This window comes from Chryseobacterium sp. ON_d1 (assembly GCF_006829085.1).
Lineage (GTDB): Bacteria > Bacteroidota > Bacteroidia > Flavobacteriales > Weeksellaceae > Chryseobacterium.
In genome coordinates, this window is the sequence record NZ_BJTC01000017.1 from 57,327 (window position 1) to 70,510 (window position 13,184).

10 protein-coding genes are annotated in these 13,184 nt (G+C 36.9%); 7 read left to right on the plus strand and 3 right to left on the minus strand.

The genetic code is table 11. The features are described from left to right. Nucleotides 1–10 precede the first annotated feature (10 nt). The 3 genes from CRS_RS22170 to CRS_RS22180 form a co-directional block, all read right to left on the minus strand. On the minus strand, nucleotides 11–1,096 hold the full coding sequence (locus tag CRS_RS22170) for a 2Fe-2S iron-sulfur cluster-binding protein (RefSeq protein ID WP_142726131.1): 1,086 nt from the start codon (nucleotides 1,094–1,096) through the stop codon (nucleotides 11–13). Then, complete coding sequence (locus CRS_RS22175; RefSeq protein ID WP_142726132.1) at nucleotides 1,096–2,412, minus strand: phenylacetate--CoA ligase family protein; 1,317 nt, start codon at nucleotides 2,410–2,412, stop codon at nucleotides 1,096–1,098. The genes CRS_RS22170 and CRS_RS22175 overlap by 1 nt, the downstream gene beginning before the upstream one ends. A gap of 172 nt (nucleotides 2,413–2,584) precedes the next feature. After that, nucleotides 2,585–3,163, minus strand: coding sequence for a TetR/AcrR family transcriptional regulator (locus CRS_RS22180; protein ID WP_142726133.1), 579 nt, complete (start codon nucleotides 3,161–3,163; stop codon nucleotides 2,585–2,587). 381 nt (nucleotides 3,164–3,544) lie between these two features. On the opposite strand from CRS_RS22180, the gene clpB reads away from it, so the two are divergent. The 7 genes from clpB to CRS_RS22220 all read left to right on the plus strand — a co-directional run bounded on the left by clpB (nucleotide 3,545) and on the right by CRS_RS22220 (nucleotide 13,153). Further along, the gene (gene clpB / locus CRS_RS22185; protein ID WP_142726134.1) at nucleotides 3,545–6,139 is read left to right on the plus strand and encodes an ATP-dependent chaperone ClpB; all 2,595 of its coding nucleotides are present in this window, start codon (nucleotides 3,545–3,547) and stop codon (nucleotides 6,137–6,139) included. Nucleotides 6,140–6,371: 232 nt separating this feature from the next. Beyond that, entirely contained in the window at nucleotides 6,372–6,905 is a 534-nt protein-coding gene (locus CRS_RS22190; RefSeq protein ID WP_142726135.1) for a hypothetical protein, read from the plus strand. A 713-nt stretch (nucleotides 6,906–7,618) separates the two neighbouring features. Next, entirely contained in the window at nucleotides 7,619–8,350 is a 732-nt protein-coding gene (locus tag CRS_RS22200; protein WP_228451327.1) for a sensor histidine kinase, read from the plus strand. Beyond that, the gene (locus tag CRS_RS22205; protein WP_142726138.1) at nucleotides 8,347–8,988 is read left to right on the plus strand and encodes a response regulator transcription factor; all 642 of its coding nucleotides are present in this window, start codon (nucleotides 8,347–8,349) and stop codon (nucleotides 8,986–8,988) included. Before CRS_RS22200 ends, CRS_RS22205 begins: the two co-directional genes overlap by 4 nt. Nucleotides 8,989–9,234: 246 nt before the next feature. Continuing rightward, entirely contained in the window at nucleotides 9,235–10,239 is a 1,005-nt protein-coding gene (locus CRS_RS22210) for a zinc metalloprotease (protein ID WP_142726139.1), read from the plus strand. Nucleotides 10,240–10,618: 379 nt separating this feature from the next. Further along, nucleotides 10,619–11,632: a zinc metalloprotease gene (locus CRS_RS22215; RefSeq protein WP_142726140.1), complete on the plus strand. Its 1,014-nt coding sequence runs from the start codon at nucleotides 10,619–10,621 to the stop codon at nucleotides 11,630–11,632. Between the two features lie 108 nt (nucleotides 11,633–11,740). Beyond that, entirely contained in the window at nucleotides 11,741–13,153 is a 1,413-nt protein-coding gene (locus tag CRS_RS22220; RefSeq protein ID WP_142726141.1) for a phosphatase PAP2 family protein, read from the plus strand. Nucleotides 13,154–13,184: the final 31 nt, after the last annotated feature.

Genomic DNA, 13,184 nt, shown 5'->3' on the forward strand with positions numbered 1-13,184 from the left:
ACATTAATTTTTAAACATCATAATTAAGCATCACCACATTGGTTGTCGGGTGACATTGGCAGGTAAGAACGTAGCCTCTCGCTACTTCTTCTTCGGTAAGCGCATAGTTTTTCTCCATGAAAACTTCTCCTTCCAAAACTTCCGCTTTACACGTACAGCAAACCCCTCCTTTACATGCAAAAGGCACAGGTAGATTGTCTTTCAATGCTTTATCTAAGATACTCTCTTTTTTGGAATTAAGGTGGAACGAATATTCATCATCATCAATGATTACGGTCACCATACTTTCAATATTGGCAATGGCCTTGAATTCATCGCTCATCTCCTCGGTATTCTCTTCATCAGGAGCCGTGAAATATTCAAATAACACCTGAATAGCAGGAACTTTTTTATCTTTCTTCAGGTAATCTGCAATACCTTTGATCATTTCTGCAGGTCCACAAATGAAGTATGTCGATTCTTTGACATCAATATCCGGATATCTCTCAAACAGCAGATCTAATTTTTCAGGAGAAATTCTTCCCTCAAAAATGGGATCTTCATGTTTTTCACGGCTTACTAAATAAATAACTTTCAGTCTTCCTTTAAAAGTCTCCACCAGCTTATCAATTTCAGCTTTTTTCATTACATGATTCATGCTTCTGTTGCTATAGAACAAATAAGCATTTGAATTGGGTTCCTGATAAAGGCTTTCTTTGATATTGGATAGCACAGGAGAAATTCCGCTTCCTGCAGCCAAACCGATATAAGTTTTCACGTTACTTGGATGATAAGAGGTATTGAAACCACCCATTGGAGGCATTACTTCCAGCATTTCATCCATATGAAGATGCTCATTGAAATATCCTGAAACTTTTCCGTTTTCCAATAATTTAACCAATACTTCCAGTGTATTGCTTTTTTCACTTGGAGCATTACAGATAGAATAAGAACGTCTTTCCTCATTTCCATTGATCATCATTCGGAAATTCAGATATTGTCCCTGTTTGAATCTGAACTTATCTTTCAGCTCTTCAGGAATTTCTACCGCTACATTTACCGCATCGGGAGTGTCTTTCTGAACTTTAACTGTTTTAAGTTTATAAAATGAATTCATTATTTTTTGAGTATTCTATTAATTTTTCCACCTTCGCACTTTGGCAAACTGTCCTGGGCATGAACTTTTACTTTTGTAGTGATCCCTACCCGTTTTTTTATCTCGTTTTCTATGTTTTTTCCGAAGTTCCCGACAAAATTAAAATAATCATCGGTATTCGCTTCTATTTTCTGAGACTTTACCATCTCATCATCTATTTCTACGTCAATATCCAACGCAATGCACATATGCTCTTTCTCCACCGGTGTCAGATAGTAATTGGGAACCACCCCCTTTACGTAAGAGAAAGCATCTTCAATCTGACTTGGATATACATTCACTCCTCTTACTATCAGCATATCATCAGCTCTGCCAACAATAGGTTTCATTTTCACCATTGTCCTTTTAGCATTTTCATCATAGTAAAGGCTTGTAATGTCATTGGTCCAGTACCGTAAAAGCGGCATTGCTTTTTTCGTTAAAGTGGTAATTACCAAAACACCTTCTTCTCCGAAAGGAACAGGCTGCTTAGTGATCGGATCTAAAATTTCAGGATAAAAATGATCTTCCCATATATAAGCTCCTCCTTTTTCTTCAAAATCCTCCATAGAAACTCCTGGTCCGATAATTTCACTTAATCCGTAAATATTGGTAGCATGAACTCCCAATCTTTCTTCAATATGACCTCTGATGATTTCGGTCCATGGCTCTGAACCTAAAACCGCATATTTAAGACTGATTTCATCTGCTGATATTCCTCTCTTGGCAAATTCATCTGCAATTGTTAAAGCATATGACGGAGAACAGCAAATCACTTCCGGCTTAAAATCCACAATCAGATCTACCTGCCTTGCCGTCATTCCCCCTGAAATAGGAAGAACACTCATTCCCAGCATTTCTGCTCCGTAGTGAAGGCCTAATCCTCCGGTAAAGATTCCGTAGCCATATGCATTATGCAGCTGCATTCCCGGTCTCGCTCCTGCAGCATGTAAAGATCTTGCCACTACTTCACTGAAAAGATCCACATCTTCTTTTGTATATCCTACTACCGTTGGTTTTCCCGTGGTACCGCTTGAGCAGTGAATACGCTGAAGCTCGCTTTTAGGGACTGTAAATAATCCGAACGGATAGTTATCTCTTAAATCCTGTTTGTAAGTAATGGGAAGTTTCGTGATATCCTCAATCGACCTTATATTCTGTGGAGATATTTGCAATTCATCAAATTTCTTTTTATAAAATTCCGACTTCTCTCCCAAATAGCTGATCAGGCTGATCAACCGGTCGGATTGAAGCTGTCTCAACTGACCCAGCTCCAGATATTCAACTGAAAAATCCATAAAACTAACTAACATTTGTTAGGTGTAAATTTAAAAAGATTTTGGAAGCTGGCAAAATTTTTATGACTTTTGTCATATTTCGAATGATTCTAAATAACAAGATAAAAGCTCAATGCTTTTTCTTGTAAAAAGTATAATGTAAAATGTATTAAGGATTCTTCTTGTCAAAGGCCTATGAATGTTGGTTTCCTAACAAACCGAAAAGGATTTTCTCTCTGATTTCTTCGGTAATTTCATCCGTGGAATCACTGCTTCTTTTGAACCAGAAATAAGAATTATTTAAGGTATGGAGGATAAATCTTGTAGTAAATGATGGTGATTTGAGCTCCCAGCCTTCGGCTTTGTAGATCTCAGAAATCAGTTCTTCTACCTCCTGCTGGTAGTTTTTTCTTAATTCTACAAATTCTGGAAGCCTTTCTTCAAGATGTTTCCACTCATTAGAATAAATATGAGTAACATCGCGGTTTTTAAGAACGACAGAAAGATGCCTGTCCAGAAATAAATTCAACTTTTCCTTTGGAGCAATATCTGTATTTTTTACTTCCTGAAGCTCATCAAAAAACTCCTGAGCAATGCCGAAACAGATCCATTCCAAAATTTCTTCCTTTGAACGGATATGCGCATACAGTGATGCCGCCTTGATATTGAGTTTCGTAGCAAGATCTCTTACTGAGCTTCCCATATATCCTTTCTCTTTGAAAAGCTCAACTGCTACGTCTAGTATTTTTCTCTGTTTTTCTTTTAGTTCCATCTGGTAAAATGCAAAAGTAATTATTATGATTTAAACTGTCCATTTTTTTGAGGCTAAAAAGAAAAAGATCATTTTTATTCTGATCCGGTTTCGCCATTTTACTAACTGCTTTACAAGGATATGACTATTTGTTCATGAGTTATAAAGAAATAATTGCGAAATCGGAAATTTTGTCAAGTTAAATTTCCGTTAAAAATGCAAAATCCGGAAATTTTGTCTGTATTTTTTATAAATTTAATAATTGAACAGTTTTTGCGATACAGTCATCGAATTAAATGATTAAATAATTGATGGCATTAAGAAACTGAGCCTCAGAATTTGGTTTCTTGATGTTTTTAAAAACTGAACTTTGAACGAATCATTACCAAAAATATATAAAATATGAACTTAAACCAATATACTGTAAAATCACAGGAAGCCATCCAGGCAGCACAACAGGTTGCAATGGAATTTGGCAACCAAAGCATTGAGCCGCAACATCTTCTTGAAGGAATTTTTCAGGTAGATGAAAATATTTCGCCTTTCTTATTAAAAAAATCTGAAGCAGATGCAACCTTAGTAAGAGAACGCAATCGTGAAAATTTAGAAAAACTTCCAAAAGTACAGGGAGGAAACATTTATCTTTCACAATCAGCCAACAAAGTATTGTTGGATGCCCCCAATATTGCCAAAAAGATGGGTGATGAGTATGTAACGATTGAACATTTATGGCTGGCACTTTTGGAAACCACTTCTGAAGTATCTAAAATGCTGAAGGATATGGGAGTAACCAAAAATCTGCTGGAAGGCGCTATCAAAGAATTAAGAAAAGGAAGCAAAGCGACTTCTGCAAGCTCAGAAGAAACCTATCAGTCCTTAAACAAATATGCTAAAAACTTTAATGAATTAGCCGCAGAGGGCAAACTGGATCCTGTAATCGGACGCGATGAAGAAATCAGAAGGGTTTTACAGATCCTTTCCAGAAGAACAAAAAACAACCCAATTCTTATCGGAGAACCCGGTGTTGGTAAAACAGCGATTGCTGAAGGAATTGCTCATAGAATTATCAGTGGTGACGTTCCTGAAAACCTGATGGACAAAACATTATATTCATTGGATATGGGAGCTTTGATCGCCGGAGCAAAATATAAGGGTGAATTTGAAGAACGTCTGAAATCGGTTGTGAACGAAGTCATCAAATCAGATGGTCAGATTATTCTTTTCATCGACGAGATTCACACCTTGGTTGGAGCCGGAGGCGGTGAAGGAGCAATGGATGCTGCCAATATCTTAAAACCTGCTTTGGCAAGAGGAGAATTGAGAGCCATCGGAGCAACAACTTTAAATGAATATCAAAAGTATTTTGAAAAAGACAAAGCGCTGGAAAGACGTTTTCAGAAAGTAATGGTGGAAGAACCGGATACAGAATCTGCTATTTCTATCCTTCGTGGTATCAAAGATAAATACGAGGCCCACCATAAAGTAAGAATTAAAGATGAGGCAATTATTGCTGCTGTGGAAATGTCTCAAAGATATATTTCAGACCGTTTCTTACCGGATAAAGCTATCGACCTTATTGATGAGGCTTCAGCAAAACTGAGAATGGAAATCAATTCCAAGCCTGAAGAACTGGACGTACTGGACAGAAAACTGATGCAGATGGAGATTGAATTGGCCGCTATTTCAAGAGAAGGCAACCAGACCAAGATTGATCACCTTAAAGAAGATATTGCCAAAATATCTGAACAGAGAAACGAGATCAACGCCAAATGGCTGAAAGAAAAACAGAAAAGTGAAGATCTTACCCAGATCAAAAAAGATATTGAGTCTCTGAAATTGGAAGCAGAAAGAGCTTCCAGAGCCGGAGATTATGCCAAAGTAGCGGAAATCCAGTACGGAAAACTTCGTGAAAAGGAAGAAGAGCTCAGCAAGGTGGAGCTGGAAATGCAGAATCATCAGAACGAACTGATCAAAGAAGAGGTAACTGCAGAAAATATCTCTGAGGTTATTGCAAAATGGACGGGTATTCCGGTAACTAAATTGCTACAGTCTGAAAGAGATAAACTATTACATCTGGAAACCGAGCTGCACCACAGAGTGGTAGGACAGGACGAAGCGATCCAGGCCGTTGCAGATGCAATCAGAAGAAACAGGGCCGGATTAAGTGATGACAAAAAACCAATCGGATCTTTCTTATTCCTGGGAACAACAGGGGTTGGTAAAACCGAGCTGGCAAAAGCACTGGCTGAATTCTTATTTGATGATGAAAACAATATGACCAGAATTGATATGAGTGAATATCAGGAACGTCACAGTGTTTCCAGATTGGTAGGAGCGCCTCCGGGATATGTAGGATATGATGAAGGCGGACAGTTGACCGAAGCAGTAAGAAGAAGACCTTATTCCGTTGTGCTTTTGGACGAGATCGAAAAAGCACACCCTGATGTTTTCAACACTCTGCTTCAGGTTTTGGATGACGGGCGTCTGACTGACAATAAAGGACGTGTGGTTAATTTCAAGAATTCAATCATTATAATGACCTCGAATTTAGGCTCGCACCTGATTCAGGAAAATTTTGAAAACCTTACGGAGGAAAATCAGGATGAAATTGTGGATAAAACAAAAGAAGAAGTCTTTGATCTTTTGAAACAGACCCTTCGTCCGGAATTTCTGAACAGGATTGATGAAATTGTACTGTTCCAGCCTTTAAGAAAAAAAGAAATCGGAAAAATCGTTCAGTACCAGCTGAGAGGATTCAATGAAATGCTGGCGAAACGTAACATCATTATGACCTTCACCCAGGATGCAGTAGATTACCTGATGGACAAAGGTTATGATCCTGCTTTCGGAGCAAGACCATTAAAAAGGGTAATACAGCAGGAAGTATTAAATAAATTATCTAAAGAGATTCTTGCAGGAAAAGTAAATGACGGAGACAGAATCACCCTGGATTATTTTGTAGAAACAGGGTTGGTTTTCAGGCCTACTGAACAATAAAATAGTTTTTTTCATATACATTATTTTTGTGAATAAGTGCTGTAGAGTAATCTGCAGCACTTATTTTTATATTATCATTCAGGTAAAAATTCTATAAGCTTTTGCTAATATATACAATCCGTAAAATCCCGGTAAAAATAACAGTATAATTCCCTGTTCACCAATACTTATTCTACCATATTTTTTCCGAGATTTGCATATTAATTGAGTTTTATCCGTAAACCACTAAGTTATGAATACAGAATCAAACAACCCACTACAACCTGGAATAATGTCAAACAGTCTTATCCAGACTCTGATCGACAATTACCGTCAAAATCATCTGACAGCTATTAATACTGCTTTAGGAATGCAAGATGCTCATTCTATCTGGTTTGACCTTCCAAAATTAAAAAATTTCATTGCAAAGATTGAAGAAGAAGCAGCCAAAGTGAACCCAGCTGCATCTGCAGAAGATTTAGGAATCAGATTTTATTATTCTGCCTATCCGAAGCAAGAAAACTGGTCTATCATGCAATCACATCCTGTCCCAACAGAATATGCTGAAAAACATACATTAGTACTAATCCCAACATTGAAAAGAGCCAATGAAACAGGAGAGCTTATTGATTATGATTTCAATCCTTTTCAAAATACCGAAGGAAAATCTTTAGCGTTAAATGCACGCAATGGAAAAGGATTGGGAGATGATGATGACGACACTGGTCTTGGAGAAAATTTGGGAACATTGATCCCACCTGGAAATTCTATTTCGGAAACTTACTAATCTTCATTTTAAAGCATTCATATTAATAAACCAATGACTGAATTCCAAAAGTTTTTTTTACAAATCATGTACACCGGTGAAGGAATTGCAGCCTTAACATCCATCATTTATTTTAACCGTGTAAAAAAACAATATTGGAAATATTTCGCATTATATCTTATCACTATTTTTCTATGCGAATCTGCTGTAAAATGGGGTGAGAAACCTCTTCACATTAATAGAGTACTGTTTTACAATTACTTTGTAATGCCCTTACAATTTATCTTCTTTTATTGGTTGTATGCAAAAAAATCATTAAAAAAAACAAAACTGTTTTATACATTTTCTGCCACACATCTTCTATCATATATCCCCAGCCTTTTATTCTTTCCGGATAATAAGATTGTTTTTTCTTTTAATTATACTTTCGGCTGTTTATTTTTAATGATTCTTGTTATCATGGAATATTATAAGCAGGTAAATTCATCGGAGATTTTAAAATTCAGCACCAATAAGATGTTTTATATTAATTTAGGTGTCACACTTTTTTATATAGGAACTCTTCCTTTCATGACTTTCATGTCTCTCCTATGGCAGTATAGAAATATTTGGGATTTATATTTTGCTTATTTTCAGGTTTCAGGAGCAGTGATGTATATTTTATTTGCAAGTTCATTCATATGGGGAAAACAGAGCTCTTAATAACTATTATTTCATTCAACATCTTTTTTTTGATGTTTGTAATCGCCGTAATTATTTATATACGGAATTACAGACAGCGCAAAAAAGAATACCTGAATGAGATCGAGATGAAAAATGAACTTCATCAGAGAGAGCTTCTGGCTACCCAATTGGAAATCCAGCAGGCCACTATGCAGCAGATCGGCCGGGAACTGCATGATAATATTGGTCAAAAACTTACTCTTGTGAGTCTGTATGTTCAGCAGATGCTTTATGAAAATAAAGTCCCGGAAGCGAGCGAAAGAATAGATCAGGTTTCCCAGATCATCAATCAGTCTCTGCAGGATCTCCGCAGCCTTTCAAAAACTCTGACAGATGACAATATCAACCAAAAGGAAATTGTAACTTTGATACAGGAAGAAGTAGACAATACCAATTCCTTTAAGAAGTGTACCGTCAGTTTTGAACACAACTTTAAGCAGCTGGATTTAGGATTTGTTCATAAAAATATGCTGCTCAGAATTACACAGGAGTTCATTCAGAACAGTATAAAACACTCCCGCTGTAAAAATATTTTTATCACCCTGAATACCTCTGAGGATATCCTTTGGGAACTCGATATCCGTGATGACGGAATCGGGTTTGATACTTCACAGATCAAATCCAACGGAATAGGTCTTACCAATATGAAAAACAGGGCTGAAATCATAGGAGCCAGTTTTTGTATGGAAAGCCATGAAAATAGAGGAACCCAACTTAATATTACCTTAAAAAAACAGTCATGAAAAAAACTATTGTAATCGTTGACGACCATATACTTATTGCAAAAGCCCTGGAAGGTATTATCGGTAATTTCAGTGAATTTGAAGTGATCTATGTCTGTGAAAACGGAAAAGATCTCATCGAAAAATTTGAAGGCGGCCACCCCATTCCGGATATCATTCTTTTGGACATCAGTATGCCGATTATGGACGGTTTTGAAACTGCAGCCTGGCTTACAAAAAATCATCCTGATATTAAAATTATGGCTCTCAGCATGCAGGGAGATGATAACAGCGTGATTAAGATGATTAAAAGCGGGGCAAAAGGCTATCTTTTAAAAAACACTCATCCAAGAGATCTGGAAACAGCTCTTACCCGACTGAATAGTGACGGTTTCTTTTATCCGGACTGGGCATCCAAAATTATTTTTACCAATCTTAATAAAGAAACAGAATCTGAAATCACAGTAAAAATCTCTGACAGAGAAAAAGAGTTCCTGAAATATACTGTGACCGAACTCAGTTATAAAGAAATTGCAGACAGAATGTGCTGCAGTCCGAGAACGGTTGAAAGCTACCGCGATCAGCTCTGTGAAAAACTGGATCTGAAAACCCGTGTTGGCCTGGCAGTTTTCGCTATTAAAAACGGATTTGCAAATTAAGTTTTATCATAAAAAAATTAATTGAAAAATAAATTTAAACGAAAAGTATTAATTTAAAATAATTAAAAAATGAATTGAAAAAATCATTTTGTTTAAATTAATTAAAACACAATATTTTCAGGTTAATATTAAATTATAATCATTTAAAACTATTAAAAGATATCAATTATTTAAATATTTTCAAAAATCACTTGCACATCATTTTTAAAAAGTATAATTTAACAGCCTCAACCAAAATTATACGATATGAAAAAACTACTATTCGGAGCTCTTATGCTCGGTGTAATGACTGCATGTAACAGTGACAACATTTCCAATCAAACAGAAAATCCCGCTGATGAGCCTGCAACTTCTGCCAATCTGGTGCAAAGAGGCTGTGCATCTGAAGAAATCAGACAGGAAGCTTTGAAAAAAAATCCGGAACTTCAACAAAGATTTGCCGCATTAGAAATCAATACAGAGAAATTTGCCAATGATTTAAAAGTAGGTAAAGTTCTTGCTGATGGAAGTGTAGAAATTCCCGTTATTGTAAATGTTTTATACAGAACAACTGCTGAAAACGTTTCCGATGCAAGAATTGCTGAGCAAATTGCAGTATTGAATGCTGACTACTCAGGATCCAATAGTGATGCCACTAAAATCCCAACTGAATTCCAGACCGTAAAGTCTGGTGATACGAAAGTAAAATTCAGATTGGTAAATACCGTTAGAAAATCCACCACAAAAACAAGCTGGGCAACCAATGATGATATGAAAAAAGCCTCCAAAGGAGGAATTGATGCAACAAACCCTACCAATTATTTAAACATCTGGGTAGTCGGTAAAATGACCAGCCAGGGGCAGACCATTCTTGGATATGCCACTTTCCCTGAATCGGCAGGATTGTGGAATGACGGGGTAGTAATCGGGGCTCCATATTTCGGAAAAACAGGAGCTTCATCACCTTTCAACCTTGGAAGAACCGCAACCCATGAAGTAGGCCACTATTTAAACTTAAGACATATCTGGGGAGATGCTAACTGCGGAAATGACCTGGTAAGTGATACTCCAACACAAACTAGTGCTAATTATGGAAAACCTTCTTATCCATTATACAATACGTGCAGCGGTGTACAAAGATCTGTCATGTTCATGAACTACATGGACTATGTAGATGACGCAGCCATGTTTATGTTCTCTGCAGGACAAAAAACAAGAATGCAGTCTGTTGTAGCATCATCTGGTGCAAGATCCGGATTGAGAGTGTATTAAAAATAATCTTTAAATATTTTAGATCTATCCCAGATTTGGGATAGATTTTTTTTTATCCTATTTCTCCCCTGCTAAGAACAGTAATGAAAATTATAATGTCTATCCCTTGTAAAGATCATATAGTATCAGATTATTATAAAAAATATTCTTTAAATTAAATAAAATAAAAAAATATTTACATTTAAAAACAGACTTAAGTTAGAAACATAAAAGAATTAATTAAAATTGATTAAAATTCAATAAAATACAATTTCAATTAAGATATACTTAAACAAATGAAACATATATCACACAATTGATAATTATTTTATAAAATAACTTGCATATCAATTATAAATAATATAATTTCACAGCCACAACCAAATTATATTATAACGATATGAAAAAATTCTTATTGGGAGCCCTGGTCCTGGGCTTCATGTCGGCTTGTAACTCTGACAGCTTAAACAATCAAAATGAGACTTCTCCGGATCAGGAACCTTCTGTTCCAAGTGCCCTGAAAAGGAGCTGCCCATCGGAAGAAATCAGACAGGCAATGTTTCTGAAAAACCCTGCACTCAAACAAAAAGTAGCTGACATCGAATTCGGAACCGAAAAATTTGCTGAAAATCTTAAACTGGGAAAAGTTCTGGCAGATGGAACGGTTGAGATCCCGGTAGTTTTTAATGTCATTTACAACACTTCTGCTCAAAACATCTCTGATACAAGAATTGCAGAACAGATTGCTGTACTCAATGCTGACTATGGAGGTACCAATTCCGATGTTACTAAAATTCCTTCTGCTTTTCAACCTTCAGCAGCAGGGGATGTAAAAATCCGCTTTAAACTGGTTGCTACCAACCGAAAACAAAGCTCAAAAACAGGCTGGAGATCTGATCTTGAGGAGATGAAAAAAGCAAGCACAGGGGGCATTGACGCAACTGATGTGACTAAAAATATGAACATATGGGTTGTCAATTCAATTCTTGACGAAAATGGACAACCCGGAACTTTAGGCTATGCTTATTATCCTGAAAATGCAGGACAATGGTATGACGGACTTGTAATAGGCTATCAGTATATAGGAAAAACCGGTGCTTCAGCTCCGTTCAACTTAGGAAGAACTGTAACGCATGAAGTGGGACATTACCTCAATCTTCCACACCTTTGGGGATCTTCTGATGCAGGCTGCCAAACTGATTACTCTAATGATACTCCAGTTTCGCCAGGCCCTAATTACGGAACTCCTACTTATCCTCTGAACAGAGCCTGTGGAGGCGTGAGCCGCTCTCAGATGTTCATGAATTATATGGATTACGTGGATGACAAAGCAATGTTTATGTTCTCTGCCAATCAAAAAACGAGAATGCAGGCTGTAGTATCAGCGTCAGGACCTAGATCCGGATTAAGATAATCAACAGTCTCAGTCAGAATATTATAAAAATATTAAAATAGTCTATCTCAATTTTTGGGATAGATTTTTTTTATATTTTTACGCGATTTTAACTCACCACTTACTAAGATGAAAAAAATAGCATTAGCATCAGGAATACTATTGCACCTATCCTGTATTAAAGCTCAGGATAGCATCAAAATCAAAACACAGGATACTATCCAAGCCAGAAATCTCAAAGAAGATATTGCTCTTATCAATTCTTCCGGCTGCCTATTTCAGAGCAGAACTCCATTTTTCCAAAAGGAATGGGTAAAAAAATCAGTGGCTCCTGCTATTCTTTTTGGTGCTGCAGCTGCAACATGGGGAGAAAAAGAGAACATCCGTGAAGTCAGGAACCGATATCTTCCCAATTTTAAGGTAAAATATGATGATTATCTTCAGTATGCTCCTGCTGTCACTGTTTATGGATTGAAGCTCGCCGGCGTAAAAGGGCGGAATAATATAGGAAGAGCTACCTTATCTTATGGTACAAGTTTGGTTATCATGGCCATTCTGGTCAATTCTATAAAATATACGGCGAAAGTTGAAAGACCAGATGGATCCAAAAACAATTCCTTCCCCTCAGGCCATGCTGCTATGGCTTTCACCAATGCCAGTTTTCTGCATAAGGAATACGGGATGGTAAACCCAGCTTACAGTATTGCAGGATATGGTTCTGCCACCCTTACAGGACTCGGAAGGAACTTAAATAACAGACACTGGGTTCCTGATATTCTTGCGGGTGCCGGTATCGGAATTATATCAACAGAACTCGGCTATTTTTTTATTGACAGGATTTATAAAAACAAAGGGGATAATTTAAGTCTTTTATCCAGAATACAGGGAAATGATTATCCATCCTTTTTAGCATTAAAAATGGGTACAGCATTAGGAACCACTAACTTCCTGAAAGAATCTGAATTGGACGATAAAAAGCAGACCGGTTTTGAAGGTGGGTTGGAAGGTGCTTACTTCTTTTCAAAAAAATGGGGAGTGGGTGCAGATGTCAGTTTCAGCAGCTTCCCTATTAAGTCTCAGAGAATAACCTTTGATGACGGACAGGATTTTGGGGATCATGAAATTAAAACCCAATCTATGGGCTTCCTTTCTGCGGGTATTGGGCCTTATTTTTCTCATGAATTATCAGATAAATGGCAGCTCACGTTAAAATTAACAGGAGGTTATGCTGCCACTGCAAGTGGAAAAGTATTCGTAAAGGGAGAGAATGTAGATGCTCCCAATCATGAGCTTCAGATTGCCAAATACAAGCCTAAGCCTGCTTTCCGCTGGAATACGGGAGCTTCCATGACTTATAAGTTCAATCCGGGATTGGGTCTTACTTTCTATACAGACTATAATCAGATCAACTCTACCATACGTTATCATTTCAGCGATGAGATTAAAGAAAGTGCTGAGCTGGATCAGGAACTCAACCATCTGATCGCAAAAGAAAAAATCAGTTATATTACGTTGGGGTTAAGATTAACTGCTTATTTTTAAAATATAAAGCCTTCAAAAATGATCTGAAGGC

Coding starts and splice junctions, on each gene's coding strand:
- CRS_RS22170 (WP_142726131.1), bottom strand. CDS start 1,096: ATGAATTCATTTTATAAACTTAAAACAGTTAAAGTTCAGAAAGACACT.
- CRS_RS22175 (WP_142726132.1), bottom strand. CDS start 2,412: ATGGATTTTTCAGTTGAATATCTGGAGCTGGGTCAGTTGAGACAGCTT.
- CRS_RS22180 (WP_142726133.1), bottom strand. CDS start 3,163: ATGGAACTAAAAGAAAAACAGAGAAAAATACTAGACGTAGCAGTTGAG.
- clpB (WP_142726134.1), top strand. CDS start 3,545: ATGAACTTAAACCAATATACTGTAAAATCACAGGAAGCCATCCAGGCA.
- CRS_RS22190 (WP_142726135.1), top strand. CDS start 6,372: ATGAATACAGAATCAAACAACCCACTACAACCTGGAATAATGTCAAAC.
- CRS_RS22200 (WP_228451327.1), top strand. CDS start 7,619: ATGTTTGTAATCGCCGTAATTATTTATATACGGAATTACAGACAGCGC.
- CRS_RS22205 (WP_142726138.1), top strand. CDS start 8,347: ATGAAAAAAACTATTGTAATCGTTGACGACCATATACTTATTGCAAAA.
- CRS_RS22210 (WP_142726139.1), top strand. CDS start 9,235: ATGAAAAAACTACTATTCGGAGCTCTTATGCTCGGTGTAATGACTGCA.
- CRS_RS22215 (WP_142726140.1), top strand. CDS start 10,619: ATGAAAAAATTCTTATTGGGAGCCCTGGTCCTGGGCTTCATGTCGGCT.
- CRS_RS22220 (WP_142726141.1), top strand. CDS start 11,741: ATGAAAAAAATAGCATTAGCATCAGGAATACTATTGCACCTATCCTGT.